Source organism: Niveispirillum sp. FG156 (assembly GCF_057809555.1).
The window spans coordinates 13,987-37,245 of record NZ_JBMDKE010000015.1; the positions used below are offsets into that span (position 1 = coordinate 13,987).

Below are 23,259 nucleotides of genomic sequence, written 5' to 3' on the forward strand. Positions count from 1 at the left end.
ATCAGACGGGGCGCATCAGACGCGGCAGGTTGCGCAGGCAGAGCGCGAACAGTTCCGCCTGCGACGCGATGCCCAGCTTGTGATAGGCGCGCTTGCGCAGGGTGATGACCGTCGATGGGCGCACGCCCAGGTCGGCGGCGATCCCGTCCGTCTGGTATCCCAGCACGATCCGGCAGCATACGGCCAGTTCCCGCGTGCTCAACGTCTCGTCGGCCAGTTCGACCAGCCGTTCGACAAAGGGCAGGGTCCGCCCGGCATTGATGTCCGACTGCACGATGTAATGGGCGCAGTGCTGACGCACGATGCTGGTCAGCAGGGGCGTGATGGCGGACAGGAGATCGACCTCCGCATCCGTGAACGTCCCGGCGCGCAGCGAACGGTAGAAGTTCAGGTAGAAGGCCATGTCCGACGTGCGCCAGATATAGGACACCTTATCGACGATACCGACGGTCGTATAGAAGCGGCGCAGATAATCCTGCATGGCCACACGGGCCGGATCGTGCCGGCGGAAGATGACCTTGCGGCTGCTGGATATGCGCGACAATTCTTCGAAATTAGGATCGAACGCATGCAGGCCGGCGACATAGTCGCGCCCCAGCGACAGCACCGTCGCCCGGTCCTGCAGGCTGGCCCCGCCTACCTGTTTCAGCCCCGCTGCCTGCGAGTAGCAGAGGATGGTGCAATGGTCGACGGGGATCAGCCTTGCCACAGCCGCCAGCAGCGCATCGTCGAAACGGGGCCGGCCAATGGCGGCCACGGCCTCAGACAGGGCGCAAAGCCTGACCGCGATATCCGTCATCGCCGGGCCTCCCGGTGCGGCAGAACCATAAACCGATAAAGCCAGAGGGGGAGATGATGACACTGGAACTGGTGGTGATCGATGTGCGGCCCGGTGCGGCGATGGAAAGCCAGTCGGGGCTGCAGATGCTGCGCCCCCGTATCTATGGCGCCTTCGCCCGGCCACCGGGTGCGCGCACCGCCGCCCTGATCATGCATCCGACCAGCAATTTCATGGGCCATTACCTGCTGGCCCCGCTGGCGGCGCGCGGCATCGCCACCCTGGCGCTGAACTCCCGCTACATGGGTAATGATGCGGTGCTGCTGCTGGAACGGGTGATCCAGGATATGGGGGCCGGCGTCGCGTGGCTGCGTCGGCAGGGGTTCGACCGCGTGGCCCTGATCGGTAATTCCGGCGGTGCGGCCCTGTCGGCTTTCTATCAGGGGCAGGCGGAGAAGCTGACCATCACCGATACGCCGGCGGGCGACCCGGTCGACCTGCGGCCCGATGACCTGCCGCCGGCAGACGGCATCGTGCTGGCCGCTGCCCATCTGGGCCGGTCGCGCCTGATGGATACCTGGATCGATCCCGCCGTGGTGGATGAACATGATCCCATGCCGTCCTGTGCGCAGCTGGACATGTTCAACCCGGACAATGGCCCGCCTTACAGCGCCGCCTTCATGGAGCGCTACCGCACCGCGCAGCGCGCCCGCAATGCCGGGATCGAGGCCTGGGCGCGGGACCGGTTGAGCCAGCTGCGCGCACGGTCCGATGGCATGCGTGACGAAGCCTTCGTCATTCACCGCACCCTGGCCGATCCGCGCTGCCTGGACCCGTCCATCGACCCCAATGACCGTATCCCCGGCACCACCGTCTGGGGACCGCCTCATGCGCAGAACTATGCCGCCAACAGCATGGGGCGCTATACCTCGCTGACGGGATATCTCAGCCAATGGTCGCCCAGCAGCCGGGGCGACGGCCCGGCCAATCTGGCGCGTACCCGCGTGCCGGTGCTGCTGCTGGAATATACCGCCGATCCGTCGGTCTTCCCGTCTGACAATGCCATCTGGGCAGAGGCCGCGAAGGGCAGGGTGCAGCGTCACGCCATCAAGGGCGGCAACCATTATCTCAGCGGTCAGCCGCATCTGGTGGATGAGGTGGCCGACCATATCGCCGGCTGGTGCAACCGGCTTTGACACAGGAGACAGCGCATGCAGCCCCCCGTTCCCATCCAGGGCCTTCATCACTTCGCCTGGCGCTGCCGCGATGCGGAGGAGACACGGCATTTCTATGAGGATCTGCTGGGCCTGCCGCTGGTCCATATCGTGCGCAGTGACCATGTGCCCAGCACGGGCGAATATTGCCCCTATGTCCATATCTTCTTCCAGATGCGCGACGGCTCCTACATCGCCTTTTTCGACCTGGGGGATGATGTGGCGGCGGCGCCGTCGCCCAACACGCCGGCCTGGGTCAACCATATCGCCCTGCGTGTCGGCACAGTGGCGGACGTGGAACAGGCCATGGCCCGCCTGAAGGCGGCGGGGGTGGAGGTTGTCGGCATCACCGATCATCACATCATCCAGTCCCTTTATTTCTTCGATCCCAACGGCCTGCGTGTCGAACTGACGGCACAGAGCGTGTCGGACGAATACATGCAGGCGGCGGCCAAGACCGCCCATGGCGAACTGGCCCGCTGGGTCATCGAAAAGGCGACCCTATCCCACCACCCGTGCCACGAACCGGGCCAGGACGGGACCCAGCGCATCGACGGATGAATGGATCTGGTGGACGGGGCTGATATGGTTATGCCCCTCCAGCCAGTGGAAATCCGGCCACTTGCCCGTGGCGGCCACCCGGCGGGAGACCAGCAGGGCTGCCTGACGCTGGAAATCCGCCGGATCATTCTCCGATACGGTGAACAGGCAGGGCACGCTGGTTTCGGCCAGACCGTCGATGCTGGATTGGGCCGCAAAGCGGGAAGGGTCGGTGCCGAAATAGGCATCCTGATAGGGGTTGCGGGCCGCACTGGGCACATCATACGGGCCCGACAGCATGATGGCCCCCGCGATGGATGTGGCCGCCAATTCCGCAAAGCCTTGTCCACCGACATAGGAGGCGACATGCGCCGCGCCTGCCGATTGCCCCATCAGGATGATGCGGTCCGGATCGCCGCCATGGTTCGCGACCTCCGCCTTCAGCCAGGCCACCAGCCGCGCCACATCCTGCGCGCCCGCCGGCCAGGGATGGGCAGGGGCAAGCCGGTAGGTGGCGGTGATGCCCAGCCAGCCCTGCGCCGCCGCCCAGGCACCGACATTGTTATAGAAAGGCGCACCGGGCGCGCCCTTGTCACCGCCGATAAAACCGCCGCCATGCAGGAAGACCAGCACCGGGCGCCTTGCGTCACCACCGGCACCAAACAGATCCAGCCGGTGACGTGCGTCCGGTCCATAGGACAGGTCGCGTTGAACCAGGGCTTCATCGACAGGGGGCTGTAAGGGGGCGAAGAGCGCCATGGAACCCTGGATTTGTGCCACCGAGAACGCTGTGCCCAGGGCGCGGATACGGTCATGGAAGGAGGTTTGCATCACCAGGGGTCCTGCGACTGCACGCTGAAGGGTCGGCAATCGACGGGTGGCGGGGCATTGAAGGGGCGGGGGACCATGGTCCGGTCGCCCTTCCAGGGCACCTGATCCGCCTTTGTCCAGGCATTGACGTGCAGGCGATGAAATTTCCAGCTTCCATTGCGTTTGACCAGCCGGTCATCGCGCGTGCCGATGCCGAAGATGAAATTGGTGCCGTAATCGGCGTTGAACTGGATGATCTGGAAGAAGCAGCGCACGCGCGCGCCTTCCGGACGCGGGTCCATGATGAAATGGTTGAACAGATGCTGCCGACCGAACCACCAATGCTGCCGGTCATACCACAGGCCGCGCAGATGGGCGCGGATGGCGTCGCGGCCCTGGGCCTTGCCCTGCCAGAGATGATCGAACTCCCCATCCTCGGCGAACGTGTCCAGCACCTGCTCCTCATCGGCCAGATCCAGGCCCCAGGCATAGCGTGCGAAAAGCTCGGTGATTTCGGCGCGATCCTCGGCAGGCATCAAAGCCGGGACACCGCCCGGCCAGCAGACCTCGACCATCGATATCTCTCCTGGAAACGGCCCGCGCGCGCATCCAAGGCGCCGGGCGGAACAGAAGCCAGGGGTATCATCGATTCATTGATAGTTCAATGAACTTTTATATTGAAGGATCAATGATGTTTGAAATTCCCGCTTCGATCCATCTCACGTCTTGACCAGATGGGCCAGCCGTTCGCCGATGCGGGACAGAAGCTCATCCAGCACCACACGTTCCTCCGGCGAAAGATCGACCAGCAGCGATTCATGGAAGGCGACACGTTCCTTCAGCGTCGCCTTGTACAGCTTCTGTCCGGTCTTGGTCAGGTAGAGGATGGGCGTGCGCAAGTCGTTGGGATTCTCCCGCCGCCGCGTATATCCCCGTTCCTCCAGCGAGCGGGCGGCCCGGCTGACCTCTGCGCGGTCAACCCAGGCTAAGTCGGCGACCTGGCCCACGGTGCCACCGTCGGGCATGGTGCCCAGCCGGGCCAGCACGCGCCATTCCGCGTAGGTCAGTTCCCCGCGCTCCGCCAGCCGCCTGATTGTCAGGCGGTCGATCACCTTGGCGATCAGGGTTACGCGGAAGGTAGAGAACTGCAGATTGGAGACATTCCATCCCGGCAGCTCAAGCTTGGCGCGGGCCGGCACTGCGTTTTCCGCGCCGGGCACCTCGCCCTCCACTTCGCCGCTGGCCGGGCTCGCGTCCGATCTGGCCTGCCGTTTCATATGTCTTCTTTCATCCCGATGATGTGTCAGCGAAGGCTGATCCGATCCATTGTTAGTTGATCATTCAATGTTATTCCAGCGTTCTGGCAGCGCGCCAGCACCATCGGACTGCAACGCCGACATTTTGATGCTACATGCTCAAGAGGGCTGGCGCGAAACCGGGACAGGCGATATTATTGATTCCTCAAAGACTGGTCGGAGCGCGCGGCCCCTTAACCCGTGCGTATACAGGCCGGCATCCCCATCATAAAACCTTGCCGGATCAAGGTCCGGCGCCCTTGAGGGAGGGAGCGCAGCTTCATGTCGGCGTTCGACGTCCAAAACTTCATCGACCAGCGCAAGATCGGTTTTCCGCAATGCCTTGTGCTGGCGCTGACCACGCTGGCCATGTTCATCGACGGGTTCGACATTTTCATGGTGGGCAAGATCGCACCCGCCATCGCCGGGAATTTCGGTGTTACACCGGCCAGTATGACCATCGTTTTCGTCCTGCAACAGACCGGGCTGGCCATCGGCGCCTTCGTCATCAGTCCGCTGTCGGACTATTACGGGCGCAAGCGGATGCTGATCATCGCCTTCATCATCTTCGGCGTGCTGACGACGATCACCGTCTTTTCCACGTCGCTGATGATGGTGGCCATCCTGCGCGGCCTGTCGGGCCTGTTCCTGGCCAGCGTCGTGCCCACCACCATGGCGCTGCTGGCGGAATTCACGCCCAAGCGCTGGCGCTCGCTGTTCATCGCCATCGGTATCGCGGGTTACAGCGCCGGCAGCGCGGCTGGTGCCGCCATCGCTCTGCTGGTCCCGCATTATGGCTGGGAAAGCGGCTTCTGGGTGGGCGGGCTGATGCCGCTGGTCATGGTGCCGGTTCTGTTGCTGTTCCTGCCGGAATCCCTGACCTACCGCGTGGGCCGTGACCCCAGCCATCCTGCCATCGCCCGCACCATCCGCTGGATGGACCGCAGCCTCGTCCTGACGGGGGAAGAGCGGTTCGTGACGGCGGAAACCGGCGGCAAGAAGGTGAAGGCCCATGTCATCGACGTGTTCCGCGATGGGCGTGCGCGCACCAGCGCCATCCTGTTTGCGGCCTGTGTCCTGTCCATGGGTAATATCGCGCTGCTGGCGGCGTGGCTGCCCACCTTCTTCCAGGAAATGGGCGGCATCACGATCCAGCGCTTTGCCATCGTTTCCATGACGGGCTTTATCGGCGGCATGGTCGGCACTGTGACCATCGGTTTCCTGATGGACCGGATCGGGGCCACCCGCCTGATTCCGCTCTATTATATCGGGATTGCGGCGACCCTGATCCTGATGGGCCATGTGCCGTTCGGCACCGTGGGCTTCGTGCTGCTGCTGGTCTGCTGGAGCTTCTGTCAGTCGGGCGGACAGGCAGGGCTGAACATGCTGATGACCCAGATCTATCCGACGGCCCTGCGCAGCACGGGCGTGGGCTGGGCCGGCGGGGCAGGCCGTATCGGCGGGATCATCGCCCCGCTGTTCGGCGGCATGGCGCTGGCGTCGTCCTTCACGCTGGAGGTGACGCTGGCCATGATCGCCATCCCGCCGGTTGCTGTGGCCCTACTGGTATTGCTGCTGAAGCCGATCCGCCGCGATGGCGCACCGGCGGCAAAGCCCGCCGTAGCGTGACATTTCCCGGTTTGGCGGTATCCGCCGCCAGACCGGGGCAAACCTTCAACGGCTGCGCAACCTTTCCCCCGGCACCCAGGTGCCATGGAAGGTGGTCCGTACCCGCATCGGCATGTACAGCCGGGCCACCGGCCCCGCCGCCACATCCTGTGCATCCAGGATCGCCAACTCGCTGAGGTTGGTTTCCAGCCGGTTGACGATGACCAGCAGCCAGCCATCCCCCTCCGGCGCGCCGGGATAACGGGCCACGAACTGTGGTTCATGGACGGAGGCACCAGGGCCGGGATGCCAGCGCGTGACCTCTCCGCTGCGCAGGTCGACGCAGCCGATGGCCGACGACCCGTCCGGGCCACGCCCCACGATCAGGAAGCCGTGGCGGCATTCCTGTCCCTGGTAGCGGTCATCGGTGCGCGGCATCTCACCCGGTGTGTTGATGATGCGCCGCCGCGCGAACCCGTCCCCGTCGCTGGTCAGATCGAAGCTGAGGCGCGACAGAAAGGGTGGGCAGCCTTCGACATGCTGTCCATCAGGTGTGGGGAAAAACGGGAAACAGTTGCCGTCGTAATAGCATGTATCCAGATGGATCGTGCTGCCTTCCTCCCAGGCGTTCATCATATGGCTGAGGCAGCCGGCGGGGCCCCGGAACCAGCGTATATCCTCCTTCGTGCCGCCACGCTTCACCAGGGCCACCACGACCTGTTCGTCGGGATGCCATTCATAGAAGGTGCCGCCGCGCTTCAGGTTTTTCACATCCGTGATCAACGGCATGAAGGGGAAGATGGCCCAATTGGGCGTCACCGCGAAATCATGGACAAGTGAGGCATAGGGCATCTCAAACCAGATTTCGTCCAGGATGCGGCCCTGGTCATCGATATCGTAGAACACGATATCCCGCGTGCCGTCACCGCGCGCCTGATAGGAATAGGTCAGCAGGCGGCCATCGTCGGGATACCATTTCGGATGCGCCGTCAGGGATGTAGCCCGAACCTTGCCGCCGAAATCATAGCGTCCGATAGGGTCCAGCGTGTCGCGGTCCACCTCGAACGGCAGGTCATCCTCCTTCAAGACCAGAAGGCGTCCATCATGGAAGATCATATTGGTGTTGGCCGTGCCGCCGCTGACATCCTTGACCGACGGGTCATCGGTGAAGCGGTTGCGATAGAGGCCGAACAGCGATCGGCCAGCCTTGGCCTGCGCCATGTAACGGTCATTGCGGACCCAGCGGCTGCGGTAGGAAACGACGCCGTCCTTGATGCGGAACATGTGCGCCATGCCCTCGCCATCGATGAAGATATCGGTGCCCAGCATGGGGGGATATTGACGGTCTGGCCCGGCCCGGTACCAGGTGCCGTCCAAGCCGGCGGGTACCGTCCCTTCGATCAGTTCCAGCCCCTCGACCGTTGATTCAAGACGCAGCGGCTTTGCCCAGCCGTGATAGGCCGGGATATCGGGAAAACGGACTTCCATTGTTTTCTCCCCTCGGGGCAATCGCGGGTTCACGGGTGACCGTGATTGGAACGGGATTGCGGCCCGCAGCAGCCCAGGGACAGCCCCGGACACAACGCGAATCGCGGCCCCAATGTGATTGGTCATTGAATGATCAATATTATGGTCCCGCTGTCAATGTGCAAAGCCCGGAATTTCAGTCCATCGGTGGCAAAGCCGGAAAGGCCGGACATAACCGGCGCCGTTTCTGCGCTGGAAGTCGAACGTCCACGACCCCAATGTCCGGACAGCCTTTAATTCAGTGGCAGGTGAGAGCGGGATCGCATACCATTGGATGCGAAGGCGTGATGGAGAATTCGATAAAATATCAAATTAATACAATGTGTTGATTGGGGCCGTTCAATCCGCCTGTACCCGCAGCCCGTCCAGAAAAGCCAGCCCCACACAGAACCATGCAGGTGTGAGCAATTTACCCGATCAACCACTTGCCAAGGCGCACATCATTGAGCTATCAATAATCTCATTGATAAATCAACAAGCGCTCGCGCCGCCGTGTCCCGTGTCTATCCGGCGCAGCGCAGGGGGAGGAAATCCACATGAGGCATTCAACGGCGCACCGGCTGACCGGCGCCAGCATCCTGGCCGTCCTTGCCGCCCTGGCCAACCCCGCCACCGCACAGGACGCCGCCGGCGCGCCGCAGACGCTGGACTCTCTGGAAGAGATCATTGTGACCGGCACGCGCCTGCCCGTGACCGGTTTTGCGGCCCCGACGCCGGTGACGGTGGTGGGCGAGGTGGAGTTGCAGCGCCAGGGCGTTTCCAATGTCGCCGACATGCTGAACACCCTGCCTTCCTTCCGTCCGCAATCCACGCCGGCCACCGTCGGCATCTTCTCCAGCAATGCCGGCGCCAATCTGGCCGACCTGCGCGGCCTGGGCGCGCAGCGCACGCTGGTCCTGGTCAATGGCCGCCGCTTTGTCGCCAGCACCATCGCAGGCAGCGGCAATTCCCCGTCGGGTTCCGTCGACCTGAACCTGATCCCGACCGTCCTGATCGAACGCAGCGAAGTGGTCACCGGCGGCGCCTCTGCTGCTTATGGCTCTGACGCGGTGGCCGGTGTCGTCAACGTCATCCTGAATACCAGCCTGCAAGGCGTGCGCGGCAGCGTGCAGTATGGTCTGTCGCAGGAAGATGACAATCGTGAAGTCTATGCCACCCTGGCCGGCGGCACCGACTTTGCCGATGGTCGCGGCCATGTCGTGATCGGCGGCGAATATTCCAACAACAAGGGCATGGGTGACTGTTACAGCCGGTCCTGGTGTGCCGAAAGCTACAATACCATTTCCAACCCCACGCCGCAGACCAACGGTCTGGCGCGTCAGATCCTGCTGCCCAATGCCCGCACGGCAACATCGTCCTTCAACGGCCTGATCACCACGGGCGCGCTGCGCGGGATTGAGTTCCGGCCCGACGGCAGCTATTTCAACCATGATTACGGCACCTATTACGCCACCGGCCCCGCCTTCTCCAATGGCGGCCTGTTCCAGTCGGGCGGCAGTGCCGATCCTGTCAACGGCTTCTACAATAACTTCCCGCTGGTGGCGCCGGTCGAGCGCTATTCCGGCATGATGCATGCCAAGTATCAGGCCACGGACAGTGTCGAACTGTTCATGGAGGCCTCCTATGGCCGCGCCAACGCGGAAACCATCGGCGCGTCGGCCCGCAATACCGGCAACATCACCATCCAGCGTGACAATGCCTATCTGCCGGCGGCCCTGCGCGCGCAGCTGGTGACGGCCAACCAGACCAGCTTCTCCTTCGGTCGCGTGTCTAATGATATTGGCCCGCCGGTGGCGGAGGTGGAGCGCGAGACCTATCGCCTTGTCTCCGGCGCCCGTGGTGATTTCAGCGATGGCTGGCAGTGGGATGCCTATTACCAGTATGGCCGCACCAATTACGAACAGGAAACCCGCAACACCCAGATCACCGACAATTTCGCCCGCGCGGTGGATGCGGTCGATCAGGGCCTGTTCCAGAATGGTGTCGCCAACGGCAATATCGTCTGCCGTTCGACCCTGACCACGCCGACCAACCCGCTGGTGGCGGGGTGCAAGCCGCTGAACCTGTTCGGGCAGAACCGCTTCTCGCCAGAGGCTGTTGCCTATGCCTATGGCACGGCCTGGCAGAAGACGCACCTGATCCAGCAGGTGGCGTCGGCGAACGTCTCCGGCACCGTTGCGGAACTGCCCGCTGGCCCGGTCTCTTTCGCGACGGGCGCGGAATACCGTGTGGAAAGCGTGGCCGGCAGTGCCGACCAGATTTCATCGGCCCTGCGCTTCATCACCAGCTCCGGCCAGGCCATCTCTGGCCCGAATATCAAGGTCAAGGAAGGCTATGCCGAACTGGGCGTGCCGCTGCTGAAATCGGTGCCGTTTGCCGAAAGCCTGTCGGTCAATGGCGGCGTCCGCCTGACCGACTATTCGACCAGCGGTTCGGTCTGGAGCTGGAAGGCCGGCCTGTCCTGGGAACCCACGGATTTCCTGCGGGTGCGCGGCACCCGGTCGCGTGACATCCGGGCGCCCAACTTCTTCGAACTGAACGCCCCGGCCAGCACCAGTTTCCAGTTCCTGACCGACCCGCGCACCGGCGGCAGCGCCCTGACCTCCGTCGTGTTGAGCGGCAATACCAAGCTGCGCCCGGAAATCGCCAAGACCTGGACGGGCGGTGCTGTCGTCACCCCCATTGATGATCTGCAATTCTCCGCTGATTATTTCGACATCAGCCTGGATGGTGCCATCACCACCCTGGGCGGGCAGATCATCATCAACCGCTGCAATGCCGGCGCGACCGATCTTTGCGCCCTGATCACCCGCAATGCGGCGGGCACCATCACCAGTGTCAACAACGCCAACCTGAACCTGAACACGCTGAAGACGCGTGGCGTGGATGTCGAGGCCCGTTACAAGATCGCGCTGGGGGAGGGGGACCTGACCCTGCGCGCGCTCGGCACCTATCTGTTCGATCTGATCACCATCGATGCCACCGGCGCCTCGGTCAACCGGGCCGGCATGAACGGGTCGCCCACGTCGCAGCCGTCGGGCCTGCCGACCTTCACCGGCACGCTGAGCGCCACCTACGCCCAGGGTGATTTCAGCGGCACCCTGACCTCACGCTATATCTCGCGCGGTGTCTACAACGCCACACTGATCGGCCCGCACCAGTCGGGTTACAGCGCGACGGCGGCCAACAGCATCAGCGACAATTATGTCGGCGATTACTGGCTGTTCAACCTGAATGCCCAGTATGACCTGACCTTCAACGACACCAAGGTGCAGCTGTTCGGCATCGTGAACAACCTGTTCGACCGCGATCCGCCCAACGACCTGCCGTCCAGCTTCGGTGTGACCAACCCCGTCCTCTATGACAGCATCGGGCGTACCTTCAAGGCCGGCTTCCGCTTCTCCTTCTGATCCAGCCAGGGGAGGTCGCCAGACCTCCCCTCACTTCCGGTTAAGAAAGTGGAGCCGATATGACCTCTGCGGTACAGAAGGCGACCGATGATCCGCTGTTCGGACGCGGCTATCGCGCGACCCTGCTGGTGTTGATCCTGCTGGTATCGGCCTTTGCTTATGTCGATCGGGTCATCGTTCAGACATTGGCGGAACCGATCAAGAAGGATCTGGGGCTGACCGATTTCCAGTTCGGGTTGCTGGGCGGCCTGGCTTTCGCCATTCTTTATTCCACGCTGGGCCTCCCCATTGCGCGACTGGCCGAACGGCGCGACCGCGTCACCATCATTTCCGTGTCCGTCGCCGTCTTTTCGGTGATGAGCCTGCTGTGCGGCATGGCGACCAATATCTGGACGCTGTTCTTGTGCCGCATCGGCGTCGGCATTGGGGAGGCGGGGGTGCAGGCACCTTGCACGTCCCTGATCGGCGACCATTTCCCGCCGCATCGCAGGGGTTTCGCCTTGACCGTGATGCGGCTGGGTGCCCCGGTGGGGGCCTTGCTGGGTTCCGTCGTGGCGGCCTGGCTGGCGCGGGATTATGGCTGGCGCGTGGCCCTGATGCTGGTCTGCGCACCGGGCCTGGTGGTGGCGATACTGTTCCGCCTGCTGCTACGCGATCCGCCGCGCGGGCATAGCGACCGGCTGGCCGGGGGCAATGTCGCCGCATTCGCCGCCACACCGCCCCGGACGCGTGAAGTGTTTGCGCAGATGTTCCGCCGCCCGGCCTTCCGCCACATGCTGGCCGGTCTGGCGCTGGCCAGCATGGCCTTGTTCGCGGGCGGGGCCTTTACCGCACCCTTTTTCATGCGCGTTCATGAATTGCCGCTGACCACCACGGCCTTCTATGTCGCGATCCTCAGCACCACGGCATCGACGGCGGGCATGAGCCTGGGTGGCTTCGGCATCGATTTCATCGCAAGGCGTGGCAAGCGCTGGTACGCGCTGCTGCCCTGCCTGGGCATCGCCATCAGCGTGCCGCTCTATCTGGCCGGTTATGGGCTGGACAATCATGTCGCGGCGGTGACCCTGATCACCATCGCCGGGGTATTCCTGTTCTTTCATTCGGTGCCGACGCTGGTCGCCTTCCAGAACATGGTGGCGCCGCAGCAGCGGACCACGGCGGCCTTCGTCTATTTCTTCGTCTCCACCATGGTGGGCGTGGGTTTCGGTCCGCCCTTGCTGGGCCTGCTCAGCGATCTGTTTGCCGGCGCCTCGGGGCTCACCGACGCGGCCGCCGCCTCGGCCATCGGGGTGCGCAGCGCGCTTTTGGCCAGTGTCGGCCTCTATGCCTGGGCTGCCCTGCATTACGGGCTGGCCGCCCGCGCCATCGCGGCGGAGGATCGCCCATGACCATCCGTCCTGACATTCTGCATGCAAGGGGCACATCATGAAGTTTCCAAACACCCCCAACTTCACCGGTTTCTTCGCCCCGTCTGGTGTGGAGGCGGAGGTCGGCCATCTGCCCGTGCTGGATGGCGCCGTTCCCGCCGACCTGGATGGCAGCTTCTACCGCGTGGCGCCGGACCCGCAATTCCCGCCGCTGGCCGGCGACGATATCTGGTTCAACGGCGATGGCATGGTGACGCGGTTCCGCTTCAAGGACGGCAATGTCGCCCTGCAGCAGCGCTGGGTCCGTACCGACAAGTTCACGCGGGAACGTGAGGCAGGCCGCGCCCTGTTCGGCGCCTACCGCAACCCCCTGACCGATGATGACAGCGTACAGGGGGAGGTGCGCGGCACCGCCAACACCAATGTCGTCGTTCATGCCGGCAAGCTGTTCGCCCTGAAGGAGGACAGCCCGCCCGTGATCATGGACCCGGAAACGCTGGAGACACTGGACCCGACCTATGATTTCGGCGGGGCCATGATTTCACAGACCTTCTCCGCCCATCCCAAGATCGACCCGCGCACGGGTGAGATGCTGAGCTTCGGCTATGCCGCCAAGGGCCTGTGTACCCGCGACATGGTCTATTACACGATCAGTCCGGAGGGGAAGATCACGAACGAGGTTTGGTTCGAGATCCCCTATTACTGCATGATGCACGACTTCGGGTTCACCGAGAATTACGTCGTCTTCCATGTCGTGCCCATTGTCGGTTCCTGGGAACGACTGAAGGCCGGCCTGCCGCATTTCGGCTTTGACCGGGGGCGGCCCGTGCATCTGGGCGTGCTGCCGCGCAATGGCAAGGCGGCGGATATCCGCTGGTTCTCCGCCCCCACCTGCTTTGCCAGTCACGTCATGAATGCGCATGAGGATGGCAGCAAGGTGCATTTCGATGTGCCGATGGCGAAGGGCAACATGTTCCCTTTCTTCCCCGATACCGAAGGGGCGCCGTTCCAGCCGCATGAAGCCGCCGCGACCATGACGCGCTGGACCGTCGACATGAGTGCCAACAGCGACGACATCCATATGGCGCCGCTGGCCAATCTGGTCGGCGAGTTTCCCCGCATCGACGACCGTTTCGCCGGTCAGAAGAACCGCTATGGCTGGCAGCTGGTCCAGGACATGACCAAGCCCGTGGACCTGCCGGGCGGGCGCAGCGCGTCGGGCCTGATGATGAACACGCTGGGTCGCATCGACCTGGAAACGGGGGAGACCGATACCTGGTGGATCGGTTCCACGTCCTCCTTCCAGGAACCGGCCTTCATCCCGCGCCCCGGCTCCAACGCTGAGGGCGACGGCTACATCGTGGTGATCGAGAACCGGCTGGTGGAGCACGCCTCCCGGCTGCTGATGTTCAACGCCCTCAATCTGGCAGCCGGCCCCATTGCGACCATCGGCCTGCCTTTCCGTATCCGTCAGGGACTGCATGGCAACTGGGTACCGGCCCAGGCCAGCGCCGCCTGATCTCCCCTTTGCGCGACCGAAAGGTTTGCGCGACCGAAAGGATCAATTTTGGTTGACCAGACTTCCGCCGACTATCCCAAACTCGGCATGTATATCGACGGCGAGTGGATCATGCGGGCCGACCGCACCCATGCCGTCATCAACCCGGCCAATGGTGAGACGCTGGGCGAATTGCCGCTGGCCGGTGCCGCCGATCTTGACCGGGCGCTGGCCGCCGCCGACCGCGGCTTTCGCAGCTGGAGCAAGACATCCGTCGATGAACGGGCGCGCGTGCTGCGTGATGCCGCCCGGCTGCTGCGCGAACGGGTCGAAGTCATCGCCCGCAATGCCACGCGGGAGGAAGGCAAGACCCTGGCCGAGACGCGGATCGAGACCATCGCCTGCGCCGGTCTGTTCGATTTCTATGCGGAGGAGGCGCGCCGGGTTTATGGCCGGGTGCTTGTCCGCCCGGCTGGCCAGCGCTCGCTGGTGATGAAGGTACCGGTGGGACCGGTGGCGGCCTTCGCCCCCTGGAACTTCCCCGTCCATAATCCGGGCCGCAAGCTGGGCGCCCCCATCGCCGCCGGCTGTTCGGTGATTCTGAAACCGGCGGAGGAGGCCCCGGCCTCGGCCATGGCCGTGGTCCAGGCGCTGATCGATGCCGGCTGCCCGTCCGATATCGTGCAGCTAGTCTTCGGCGTCCCGGATGAGGTGTCGCGCCATTTGCTGGCCAGCCCGATCATCCGCAAGCTGAGCTTCACGGGATCGACGGTGGTCGGCAAACATCTGATGCGGCTGTGTGCCGACACGATGAAGGTCACGACCCTGGAACTGGGTGGGCACGCGCCCGTGATCATCTTTGATGATTGTGATTTCGACCGGACGGTGGAGATGCTGGCCAACAGCAAGGTCCGCAATGCCGGTCAGGTCTGCGTCTCTCCCACCCGGTTTTATGTCCAGGAGGGCATCTATGACCGGTTCGTGGAAGCCTATGCGCAGCGCATGGCGAAGATGAAGGTTGGCGACGGTCTGGCCCCCGACACCAATATGGGGCCGATGGCCAATGCCCGCCGCCCCGCCGCCATTGCCGACCTGATCAAGGATGCCGTCGGCAATGGCGCCCGCATCCGGACGGGTGGGGAGGCCATCGACGGCAAGGGCTTCTTCTGGCAGCCGACGGTCCTGTCCGATGTGCCGGTCACTGCCCGCATCATGAATGAGGAGCCGTTCGGCCCCGTGGTCGTCGCAACGCCTTTCGCCACGCTGGACGAGGCGGTGGAACAGGCGAACCGACTGCCCTATGGCCTGGCCTCCTTCGCGTTTACGGAGAATGCGCGCCGCGCCAACCTGATCGGCGATGCCATCGAGGCGGGCATGGTGGGTATCAACACCACCGCGCTGGCCGCGTCCGACGCGCCCTTTGGCGGGGTGAAGGAAAGCGGCCACGGTTCGGAAGACGGGCCGGAAGGCCTGGCCGCCTGCCTTGTCACCAAGACCATCCATCAGCATTGAAGACAGGGGTCGATCATGACCATGCCCAAGACCGGCGGCGCCCAGGGCTATCTGCGCATCGCGACCGAGGAAGCCTTCACCACGCCCGAACTGATCGCGGCTTTCCGTGAGGAACTGGCGGCACCGGATGTCGATCCCGGCTTCCTCAGCCTGATCGGCTATTACCTGGACCACCCGGCGGAACGGCCACGCTTCGTGGCCAACGCCCTGATGGATCTGGGCGAACAGCGCATCGCGCATATGGATGAACGCGGCATCGACCGCCAGATTCTGGGCCTGACAGCACCCGGCACCAATGTCATCCGCAATGCCGACCGCGCCACCATGGTGGCGGAAACCGCGAATGACCGGCTGGCCGAAGCCATCGCCAAATACCCCACCCGCTTCAGCGGCATGGCTGCCTGCGCCCCGCAGAACCCCAAGGCGGCGGCGCGGGAAATCGAGCGCGCCATCGGCAAGCTGGGCCTGTCCGGCGTGCTGATCAACAGCCACATCCTGGGCGAGTATCTGGACAATCCCAAGTTCAGTGAGGTTCTGGAAGCCATTGAGGCGATGGATGTCCCCCTCTATATCCACCCCAATACGCCACCCGCATCCATGATCGGCCCGCTGCTGGAGGCCGGCTTGGACGGGGCGATCTTCGGCTTTGGTGTGGAGACGGGCATGCATGCGCTGCGCATGATCACGTCAGGCGCCCTGGACCGGTTCCCCAAGCTTCAGATCGTGATCGGCCATATGGGTGAGGCCCTGCCCTTCTGGCTCTATCGTCTGGATTTCATGCATGGGGCCGGCGTGCGCACGGGCCGCTATGAAAGCATGAAGCCGCTGAAGAAGGGCAAGGTGTCCACCTATCTGCGTGAACATTTCCACATCACCAATTCCGGCATGGCCTGGGAAGACGCGATCAAGTTCACGCAGAAGGTAATGGGCGATGACCGCGTCCTCTATGCCATGGACTATCCCTATCAGTGCCCGGTGGAAGAGGTGATAGCCATGGACGCGATGGACATGCCGCTGGAGGTGAAGCGGAAATTCTTCCAGACCAATGCGGAAAGGCTTTTCAAGATCAACCCGTCGCCGGCGACGGTAACTCCCTGACATTCTCTCGCCGCCAAGGGCGTTCCGGCGCAGCGTACGGCGCGTGGAACGTAACTCCATCCGAAGGGCCTACAGCCTGTCAGGCGCTCATGGAAACACCTGACAGGCTGTAGGTGTGCGACCCTGCCGCCTCATGGCATGTTCTTTTTCCTCACCGTCCATTTTGAATCTTTGCAGAGCCTGCAGTCGGTGCCGGTAAAGGTGGCGCTGGCCTTGTCGATATTTTTCAGATGCCAGTTCAGCCAGTCGATGACGGCTGAACCCATCGCGCCGCCGCCTGCCTCTCGCCAGGTGCCGCCATGCCCGACATCCAGGTTGCCATTGAAAATGGGCAGGCCTTGAATGGCGTCGAAATCGGTCTCCGCACTTTTATAGGCCTGATCCTTCGGGCCACCGATCAGGTAAAGCACCGGGGTGTGGAGCTTGAGCAGGTCGGGTCCGGTGGCGGGCACGACGCCGGATGGCTGCCGGATTGTGCCATCAGGGTTGGGAATACCCCCCCGGATAATACCGCTGTTCAGGACGACCACGGTTGACACCCGTTTGTCCCCACCCGCCGCGATGGCCTGAAGCCCGCCGCAGCTCTGTCCCATCACGGCGATCTTCTTCGTATCGAGACGACCGAAATAGGGGCTGCCTTTCCGGTCATTCTCGGCAATCGCCCAGTCGATGGAACGGAACATCTGATCGGTATTATTCTGCGTGCGCGGAAGGTCCCGCATGCTGGCACCGGATTCCAGCGCCTGATTGATGGGACCGCCCGCCAGCACCAGATAGCCCTGTGCCGCAAGCTCGCTCAGGAATGTCTTGAAGGCGTTGCCGATATCGGCACAGCCGCCATTGCCCCAGGCGATGATGGGCAACTTGCCTTTCACCGCCGACAGGTTTGCGGGGCGGTACAATGTGTGTGCTGGCAGGCCGGCATCCGCCTCCATCACCGCTGCGGGATTGGGGGGCGCTGCCGGCATCGGCGCCGTCTGCGCCATGGCTGTCAGCGGCAGCGACAATGCGAAGAAAGCTGCGGTAAGGGACATACGCTTTGTCATGATCGGTACCCCCGTTAGAAGGATTTGCTGAGCTGGAAGCTCACGATCCGGCCAAAGACATTGGCGCCCTGCGGATCAAAGCCATTGCCGTTGGCTGACAGGACGATGGGCGGATTGCGGTCCATCAGATTGCGGACATTGAAGGAGGCGCGCAGACCATCCCCCCAGCCGCCAAGTTCCGAGAACTCGTAACCCATCATCAGGTCAAACGTGACCCAGGCGGGCACCTTCTCGACCGGCAGGGTGACGCCGTTCACCGTAATGGGAATGTTGTTGGTATAGGAACCGACATAATTGAGGGCCGGGGCCACCGTATACGGACCCATATTCCAGCTAATGCCCGCCCGCCCGCGCTCGCTGATCGGTTGGTTCATCACGTCCAGGGCGTTGGTATAGCTGCCGGTCCTGGTCAGCTGCAGGTCATTGTTCAGGATCTTGGTGCCGCTCAGGCTGAGCATCCAGTTGCTTTCGCCCGTCTCGAACCGGTAGTTCAGCGTGATATCAATCCCGTCCTGCTTCACCGCTGCCGCATTGGCATTGCGCGTGTCGGTGATCGCCTGGGCGGAGCAGAAATTGCTCTGATCGATGGTAGCCACCGAGGGCCGGCTGAGCGCGACAAGATAGGCGGAATTGTAAGTGGCGGGATTGCCATTGACGCAGGTCGATGGCTGCGGCGCCACCGTGATATAGGGTGCGAACAGGGCGCGGTTGGTCGGGCTGGCCAGGAAGGTCGCGCCGAATCCTTGCAAGCCGATGATCTGATTGGAATATTTGACGTTGTAGTAGGTTGCCGACGCCCGCAGGCCGCGCAGCCATTCCGGCTCGTAATCGAAGCCGAGGGAATAGCTGGTGGCCTTCTCCGGCGTCAGGTTGTTGTTGCTGCCAGTGACATTGACGACATTGCTGGTGCCTGCGGCCGTGTTTCCGGGCGGAAGGGTGCTGTCGCGTGCGGCATTCGCGATGGTTTCCAGCCTGACACGGCTGAATACTTCAGGATTGCTTTCGATCAGATTGGGCGCGCGGAACGACCGGCCCCAGACACCACGCAGCTTGACCCCGTCCGCGACACCCCAATTGACGCCGAATTTCGGGTTGGTGGTGGTGCCGACATCGGAATAGCGTTCCGTCCGGACGGCCACGTTGAAATCCAGGCTCTGCATAAGCGGAACGCCGGCCTCCGCCCCGACCAGCGGCAGGTAGATCTCGGCATAGGCGGCGCGGATATTGCGGTCGGCATCAGCCAGGGGCACGTCGGAGGATGCCTGAACACCGATGGCGCTGCGCCACTGGGTCAGTTCCAGGTAGCTGGCGCCAACGGCGGCCTTCACGGTGCCGGCCGGCAACTCGAACAAGGGGCCGTCGAACCGCAGCGTATATTCCTGCAATGTCGATTTATTGCGGTCGAATGCGGATGGCAGGATGGTGCGCAGCACATCCTGCGATGCAGGGGCGGAACTGAACGGATTGTAGGTGCCATTGTCCAATGCGCGCTGCAGCGCCGTGGCGCTGACATTGTTGTTCAGCGCATCAATACAGTTGGCGCAGTTCTTGTTGCGCGAATAGTTGGCGATGAACTGGGCGGCCCAGTCATGGGTCAGGTCGGCGCGCAGATTGCCGCTGAACTGGGTCTGCTCGTCGGTAATGCTGGTCTCACCAACCCCGATATCCTTGTAAAGCGAGAAGACCACCGTCTGCCGCGCGCCCGGTGCCACGCCCGGTACGCCTTGAACATAGTAGGGGCTGGTGGCGGGCAGGGTGCGCACGCCGGATTGCGGATAGCTGTACAGCGTGCTGTCGCGCTTGTTGTAGAAGGCCAGTACATTGGCTGTCAGCCAAGGCGTTATCTCCTGCCGGGCCGTCATGGAGACCTGGTCCTTCACGGTCTTTGGCAGGTAGGACGTGTAATCCGCCTGATCGGCCAGGTTGGGCTGGTTCAGCAGAAGCTGGCCCGCCGTAATGCCCGTACCGCTGGACCCGACGGGAATGCCGTAATAGTCGAAGCGGCCCGCTGTCGGAAGGGTGGGATTGTTGGTGCTGCGGGGAACCACGATGTTGCCCGGTGTGCCGGCGGTGGCATTATTGGTGCGGATGCGGGTATCCGGTCCGCCCAGCGGACGCAGATCCTGGCGCAGATAGGGGCTTTCCCCCTGCATCATCATGCCCCGCACATCATGGTCGAAGGCGACCACGATGTTGCCGCTGTCCCAGGCATGGCCGCCGATGATGCTGCCGCCCGATTGCTCATAACCATCGGTGAAGGTATGGCGGCCCGTGACCTCGACACCTTTGAAGTTCTTGCGCGTCACATAGTTGATGACGCCCGCCACCGCATCGGAACCATAGATGGCGGAGGCGCCGTCGGTCATGACGTCGATCCGCTCAATGGCGGCGACGGGCAACTGATCGGCTTCGGTGAAGGAGAAGACGTTGCCGGACGGGGCGACGCGGTTACCATCGATCAGCAGCAAGGTGGCGTTGCTGCCCAGGCCACGGATATTCACCGAACGGCCACGCTGGATATTGCCCCCGGCATTCTGGCCCACCCGCGGCGCATCATCAAAGCCCAGGCCCTGAAGCTGTGGCAGTTCGCGCACGACATCGACGGGTGAGTTGCGGCCGGTTGCGGCCAGGTCTTCACGCGAGACAGTGACGGTGGAGGCGCCGACGGCGGCAATCCCACGGATGCTGGTGCCGATGACGACGACTTCTTCGATTTCCTGGGCGCTTTCGATGGGGGTACTGGCCGCCGCCTGATCTGCCTTGGTGGCGGGCTGCTGCTGACGGGCAGGGGTCTTGACCACTTCCTGCGCCATGGCGGGCGCCCCGGCCATCGCGATCACGGCCAGGCCGATCGCACTTCCGGCAAGCAGACGCACTTCACCCTTGGTTGTTGGCTTACGCATCGTCACCTCCCTGGGATTGGCCCGGATACTGCGTCACACGGGCTTATTTTGTTATAAGACATACCATAGTTGTCAGGTCATGCAAGCGCTTTCATTTTCAAATTGCCATGGTCTGAAGGCACCTGAACGACCCTGGATCAGACGGTTGACGGTCGCTTTGAAAGCAGCAGGAACAATGTGCCGCCCATCAGTACGCTGACCGCACTTCCAATGAGGAAGGGCACGAAACTGGGCGACAGGCCCAACAGAAGCGACAGGATCGGCCCGCCGGCGGCACCCGCCGCCACGATGCTGGCGGTGATCAGGCCGAAGACCGTGCTGTACACATCGCGGGGGAACCAGCCGGCCGCCAGATAGGCCCCGATATCCTGTTCCGCGCCTTGGGCAAGGCCCATTAGCCCCACGGCCAGGATGAAGGGCCAGAGGCCATCGGGCTGCAACGCGATCAGCGCAAAGCCCAGACCCGGCAACCCCATGCCAAGGGCGGCCACGATATGTGTAGGGAACCGGTCAAGGGCCAGCCCGCAGGCGAACCGTCCCGCAATCACACCGATGGCGTAGAGCGAGATCAACCATGCCGCCTCGGCGGAGCCGATGCCGAGGCTGACCAGCATGGGCTTGAACTGATAGCCCGTGACAATGGACGGCAGGTTGCATAGGAACATGCCGCCCAGAATTGCCCAGGCGGCGGGTGACCGCAGGACCAGACCGTACGCCTTGGCCGTTCCCGTGCGGGCGGCACGGCTGGTTGCATTGCCGGCTCCTTCCGCAGGCAGCAGGGTAAGCGCCAGCAGACCCAGCAGGGCGGTGACGGCGGCCAGGGCCAGGTATCCGCTGCGCCAGCCATGGTCGGCGATGATGCGTGTCAGGATCGGCGACAGCACGGCCCCGACAACCGGGGCACCCGATGCGGCGATGGCCAGCGCCAGACCGCGCGCGGCGGAAAAACGCGCTACCACCACGCGGGTATACACGGTGGCCGACGTCGTGGCGCCGACGAACATCACAACCCCGAATATTGCGTAATATTCCAGGATGTTGCCGCCCATCCGGCTGAACGCGGCATAGCATAGGGGGAGCAAGATGACCCCTGCCGTCGCCACCCGCCGTGCGCCGAAAGTGTCGGCCAGCCGCCCCGCGATCAGCACCCCGACCATGGCCAGCACAAGGCCAAGGCTGGTCAGGGCGAACTGGGCGCCGGTCCACCCGAACTCCTGTCCCAGGGCCGGAACAAACAGGCTGGCCACAAAGCTGGTCAGGCTGATCCCGGCACCAAGGCCGAAGGCAGCGGCGGTGACCGGGCGCCAGTTCAGGCGGAATTCGCCAAGATAGGCCATCGTTTCTCCTCCCAGAACCGGTGAACCCGGCCTTCGATTATTGTTTTTATGATATGCTGCATAACTTACCCGATGGCCCGCTCCGGTCATCACCCGAATGAAGGGTCACTCAAAACGCAGCGGCACCTTCAAGGCCCCGATCTCGGGAAAGCGCGTGGGTACGATGGGGCCATCCACGCTGAAACCCTTTGTCCGGGCCAGCAGCTCATCCAGGGCGATGGACAGTTCCAGCCGGCCCAGGGCGGCCCCGACGCAGCTGTGCGTGCCACGCCCGAATGCCAGCGATTCCTTCATGTTCGGTCGGTCCAGCCGGAATGTCTCCGGCTCCGCAAACACGTCGGCGTCGCGGTTGGCCGAGGCATAGACCAGGGCAATCGGCTCCCCGGCGGGGATGGTCCGTCCCCGGATCGTCACGTCCTGGGTGGCGGTCCGGGCAAAGCCGCGATAAGGCGTATAAAGACGCAGGAACTCATCGGTCGCTGCCGGCACCTTGTCCCGGTTGGCCCGCAGATAAGATTGCAGATCGGGGTGGCGCGACAGATGCACCGCCATGGAACCGACCATCACCGTCGGCGCGATGATGCCGACGACAAGAACCTGCCGGATGCAGCCCACAATCATCTCTTCCGGCAAGGGCTCCCCATCCACCCGAACGGCCAGAAGGGCGCTGGTTGCATCCTCTGTCGGGTCCTGGGGATTGGCCTTGCGGTCGGCGACGATGGCGCATGCCATATCATAGAGCAGCAGGCTTGTTTCCTTGGTCTCGTCCATGTCGGCGGACTGGACCGCGACATTGTAGCGGCGGCCCAGGTCGGCCAACTCGTCCACCTGATCGGGGGGAAGGTTCATCCAGTTCGCAAAGACCAGAACCGGCATCCGGGACGAAAACTCCGCACAGATGTCGCCATGCCCTTTGGCGATCATCGGGTCCAGCAATTCCCCGCAGATGCGGCGGATCATCGGCTCCAGCTTCTGGAGGCGCCGTTCGGTGAGCAGTGGCGCCAGGGCGCGGCGATAGGGCGTGTGTTCCGGCGGGTCCAGGTGCAGGGGCGGGCGGCGTCCCGTGAACGCCACTTTGGGCACCACATTCTGCTTGGAGGTGATGAAGGTCGCGCTATCCGCCGCCGCCGCCGCGACATCAGCATGTTTCATCAGCGCCCAGAAACCACCCCAGGCGTCGCTATGCGCGACAGGGCATTGTTCACGGAGCCGGCGATAGTCCGCGTGCGGACTGTCGAAATCCTCCGGCAGGAGGGGGTCGAAATCGGAAGGCACAGAACTGTCCCCTTGATTTAACAGCAATGCAAGCGCTTACA

Annotated in this window: 17 protein-coding genes; 8 read left to right on the forward strand and 9 right to left on the reverse strand. The window is 63.4% G+C overall.

Annotation, left to right across the window (positions count from 1 at the left end; translation table 11 throughout):
- Position 1 precedes the first annotated feature (1 nt).
- Positions 2 to 799, reverse strand: coding sequence for a helix-turn-helix transcriptional regulator (locus tag ACODSP_RS11220; protein WP_488965681.1), 798 nt, complete (start codon positions 797 to 799; stop codon positions 2 to 4).
- Between the two features lie 53 nt (positions 800 to 852).
- Between ACODSP_RS11220 and ACODSP_RS11225 the strand changes: the two genes are divergently transcribed.
- The gene (locus ACODSP_RS11225) at positions 853 to 1,974 is read left to right on the forward strand and encodes an alpha/beta hydrolase family protein (protein WP_488965682.1); all 1,122 of its coding nucleotides are present in this window, start codon (positions 853 to 855) and stop codon (positions 1,972 to 1,974) included.
- 15 nt (positions 1,975 to 1,989) lie between these two features.
- The gene (locus tag ACODSP_RS11230) at positions 1,990 to 2,553 is read left to right on the forward strand and encodes a VOC family protein (RefSeq protein ID WP_488965683.1); all 564 of its coding nucleotides are present in this window, start codon (positions 1,990 to 1,992) and stop codon (positions 2,551 to 2,553) included.
- On the opposite strand, the gene ACODSP_RS11235 is transcribed toward ACODSP_RS11230, so the two are convergent.
- From ACODSP_RS11235 to ACODSP_RS11245, 3 genes are all read right to left on the reverse strand, one after another.
- Positions 2,494 to 3,363 carry an alpha/beta hydrolase gene (locus ACODSP_RS11235; RefSeq protein ID WP_488965684.1) on the reverse strand — a complete coding sequence of 290 codons (870 nt, stop codon included), beginning with the start codon at positions 3,361 to 3,363 and terminating at the stop codon, positions 2,494 to 2,496. The two genes, ACODSP_RS11230 and ACODSP_RS11235, sit on opposite strands and share 60 nt — an antisense overlap.
- On the reverse strand, positions 3,363 to 3,917 hold the full coding sequence (locus ACODSP_RS11240; protein ID WP_488965685.1) for a nuclear transport factor 2 family protein: 555 nt from the start codon (positions 3,915 to 3,917) through the stop codon (positions 3,363 to 3,365). The genes ACODSP_RS11235 and ACODSP_RS11240 overlap by 1 nt, the downstream gene beginning before the upstream one ends.
- 144 nt (positions 3,918 to 4,061) lie before the next feature.
- Positions 4,062 to 4,619 carry a MarR family winged helix-turn-helix transcriptional regulator gene (locus ACODSP_RS11245; RefSeq protein ID WP_054169212.1) on the reverse strand — a complete coding sequence of 186 codons (558 nt, stop codon included), beginning with the start codon at positions 4,617 to 4,619 and terminating at the stop codon, positions 4,062 to 4,064.
- Between the two features lie 300 nt (positions 4,620 to 4,919).
- Here ACODSP_RS11245 and ACODSP_RS11250 point away from each other — a divergent pair, with 300 nt between their 5' ends.
- Complete coding sequence (locus ACODSP_RS11250; RefSeq protein WP_488965686.1) at positions 4,920 to 6,266, forward strand: MFS transporter; 1,347 nt, start codon at positions 4,920 to 4,922, stop codon at positions 6,264 to 6,266.
- Between the two features lie 45 nt (positions 6,267 to 6,311).
- On the opposite strand, the gene ACODSP_RS11255 is transcribed toward ACODSP_RS11250, so the two are convergent.
- Positions 6,312 to 7,733 (reverse strand): carotenoid oxygenase family protein, encoded by a 1,422-nt coding sequence (locus tag ACODSP_RS11255; RefSeq protein ID WP_488965687.1) that lies wholly within the window; start codon positions 7,731 to 7,733, stop codon positions 6,312 to 6,314.
- A gap of 575 nt (positions 7,734 to 8,308) precedes the next feature.
- On the opposite strand from ACODSP_RS11255, the gene ACODSP_RS11260 reads away from it, so the two are divergent.
- The 5 genes from ACODSP_RS11260 to ACODSP_RS11280 are packed head-to-tail and all read left to right on the forward strand — an operon-like array spanning position 8,309 to position 16,657.
- Positions 8,309 to 11,182 (forward strand): TonB-dependent receptor domain-containing protein, encoded by a 2,874-nt coding sequence (locus ACODSP_RS11260; RefSeq protein WP_488965688.1) that lies wholly within the window; start codon positions 8,309 to 8,311, stop codon positions 11,180 to 11,182.
- Between the two features lie 59 nt (positions 11,183 to 11,241).
- A complete protein-coding gene (locus ACODSP_RS11265) occupies positions 11,242 to 12,570 on the forward strand; it encodes a spinster family MFS transporter (RefSeq protein WP_488965689.1) in 1,329 nt (442 codons plus the stop codon).
- Positions 12,571 to 12,607: 37 nt separating this feature from the next.
- Positions 12,608 to 14,068, forward strand: coding sequence for a carotenoid oxygenase family protein (locus ACODSP_RS11270; RefSeq protein ID WP_488965690.1), 1,461 nt, complete (start codon positions 12,608 to 12,610; stop codon positions 14,066 to 14,068).
- Between the two features lie 48 nt (positions 14,069 to 14,116).
- Positions 14,117 to 15,559 (forward strand): NAD-dependent succinate-semialdehyde dehydrogenase, encoded by a 1,443-nt coding sequence (locus tag ACODSP_RS11275; protein ID WP_488965691.1) that lies wholly within the window; start codon positions 14,117 to 14,119, stop codon positions 15,557 to 15,559.
- Between the two features lie 15 nt (positions 15,560 to 15,574).
- Positions 15,575 to 16,657, forward strand: a complete 1,083-nt coding sequence (locus tag ACODSP_RS11280; protein ID WP_488965692.1) for an amidohydrolase family protein — start codon at positions 15,575 to 15,577, stop codon at positions 16,655 to 16,657.
- 131 nt (positions 16,658 to 16,788) lie between these two features.
- On the opposite strand, the gene ACODSP_RS11285 is transcribed toward ACODSP_RS11280, so the two are convergent.
- The 4 genes from ACODSP_RS11285 to ACODSP_RS11300 form a co-directional block, all read right to left on the reverse strand.
- Positions 16,789 to 17,703 carry an alpha/beta hydrolase family protein gene (locus ACODSP_RS11285; protein ID WP_488965693.1) on the reverse strand — a complete coding sequence of 305 codons (915 nt, stop codon included), beginning with the start codon at positions 17,701 to 17,703 and terminating at the stop codon, positions 16,789 to 16,791.
- A 14-nt stretch (positions 17,704 to 17,717) separates the two neighbouring features.
- Positions 17,718 to 20,606, reverse strand: coding sequence for a TonB-dependent receptor plug domain-containing protein (locus ACODSP_RS11290; protein WP_488965694.1), 2,889 nt, complete (start codon positions 20,604 to 20,606; stop codon positions 17,718 to 17,720).
- 137 nt (positions 20,607 to 20,743) lie between these two features.
- On the reverse strand, positions 20,744 to 21,943 hold the full coding sequence (locus ACODSP_RS11295; protein ID WP_488965695.1) for an MFS transporter: 1,200 nt from the start codon (positions 21,941 to 21,943) through the stop codon (positions 20,744 to 20,746).
- A 105-nt stretch (positions 21,944 to 22,048) separates the two neighbouring features.
- On the reverse strand, positions 22,049 to 23,218 hold the full coding sequence (locus ACODSP_RS11300) for a cytochrome P450 (protein ID WP_488965696.1): 1,170 nt from the start codon (positions 23,216 to 23,218) through the stop codon (positions 22,049 to 22,051).
- Between the last annotated feature and the right edge of the window lie 41 nt (positions 23,219 to 23,259).

Bases quoted from the DNA above. Each gene is read 5' to 3' on its own strand.
- ACODSP_RS11270 (WP_488965690.1), top strand. From the start codon at position 12,608: ATGAAGTTTCCAAACACCCCCAACTTCACCGGTTTCTTCGCCCCGTCT.
- ACODSP_RS11260 (WP_488965688.1), top strand. From the start codon at position 8,309: ATGAGGCATTCAACGGCGCACCGGCTGACCGGCGCCAGCATCCTGGCC.
- ACODSP_RS11265 (WP_488965689.1), top strand. From the start codon at position 11,242: ATGACCTCTGCGGTACAGAAGGCGACCGATGATCCGCTGTTCGGACGC.
- ACODSP_RS11220 (WP_488965681.1), bottom strand. From the start codon at position 799: ATGACGGATATCGCGGTCAGGCTTTGCGCCCTGTCTGAGGCCGTGGCC.
- ACODSP_RS11280 (WP_488965692.1), top strand. From the start codon at position 15,575: ATGACCATGCCCAAGACCGGCGGCGCCCAGGGCTATCTGCGCATCGCG.
- ACODSP_RS11235 (WP_488965684.1), bottom strand. From the start codon at position 3,363: ATGCAAACCTCCTTCCATGACCGTATCCGCGCCCTGGGCACAGCGTTC.
- ACODSP_RS11285 (WP_488965693.1), bottom strand. From the start codon at position 17,703: ATGACAAAGCGTATGTCCCTTACCGCAGCTTTCTTCGCATTGTCGCTG.
- ACODSP_RS11245 (WP_054169212.1), bottom strand. From the start codon at position 4,619: ATGAAACGGCAGGCCAGATCGGACGCGAGCCCGGCCAGCGGCGAAGTG.
- ACODSP_RS11250 (WP_488965686.1), top strand. From the start codon at position 4,920: ATGTCGGCGTTCGACGTCCAAAACTTCATCGACCAGCGCAAGATCGGT.
- ACODSP_RS11240 (WP_488965685.1), bottom strand. From the start codon at position 3,917: ATGGTCGAGGTCTGCTGGCCGGGCGGTGTCCCGGCTTTGATGCCTGCC.
- ACODSP_RS11255 (WP_488965687.1), bottom strand. From the start codon at position 7,733: ATGGAAGTCCGTTTTCCCGATATCCCGGCCTATCACGGCTGGGCAAAG.
- ACODSP_RS11290 (WP_488965694.1), bottom strand. From the start codon at position 20,606: ATGCGTAAGCCAACAACCAAGGGTGAAGTGCGTCTGCTTGCCGGAAGT.
- ACODSP_RS11225 (WP_488965682.1), top strand. From the start codon at position 853: ATGATGACACTGGAACTGGTGGTGATCGATGTGCGGCCCGGTGCGGCG.
- ACODSP_RS11230 (WP_488965683.1), top strand. From the start codon at position 1,990: ATGCAGCCCCCCGTTCCCATCCAGGGCCTTCATCACTTCGCCTGGCGC.
- ACODSP_RS11295 (WP_488965695.1), bottom strand. From the start codon at position 21,943: ATGGCCTATCTTGGCGAATTCCGCCTGAACTGGCGCCCGGTCACCGCC.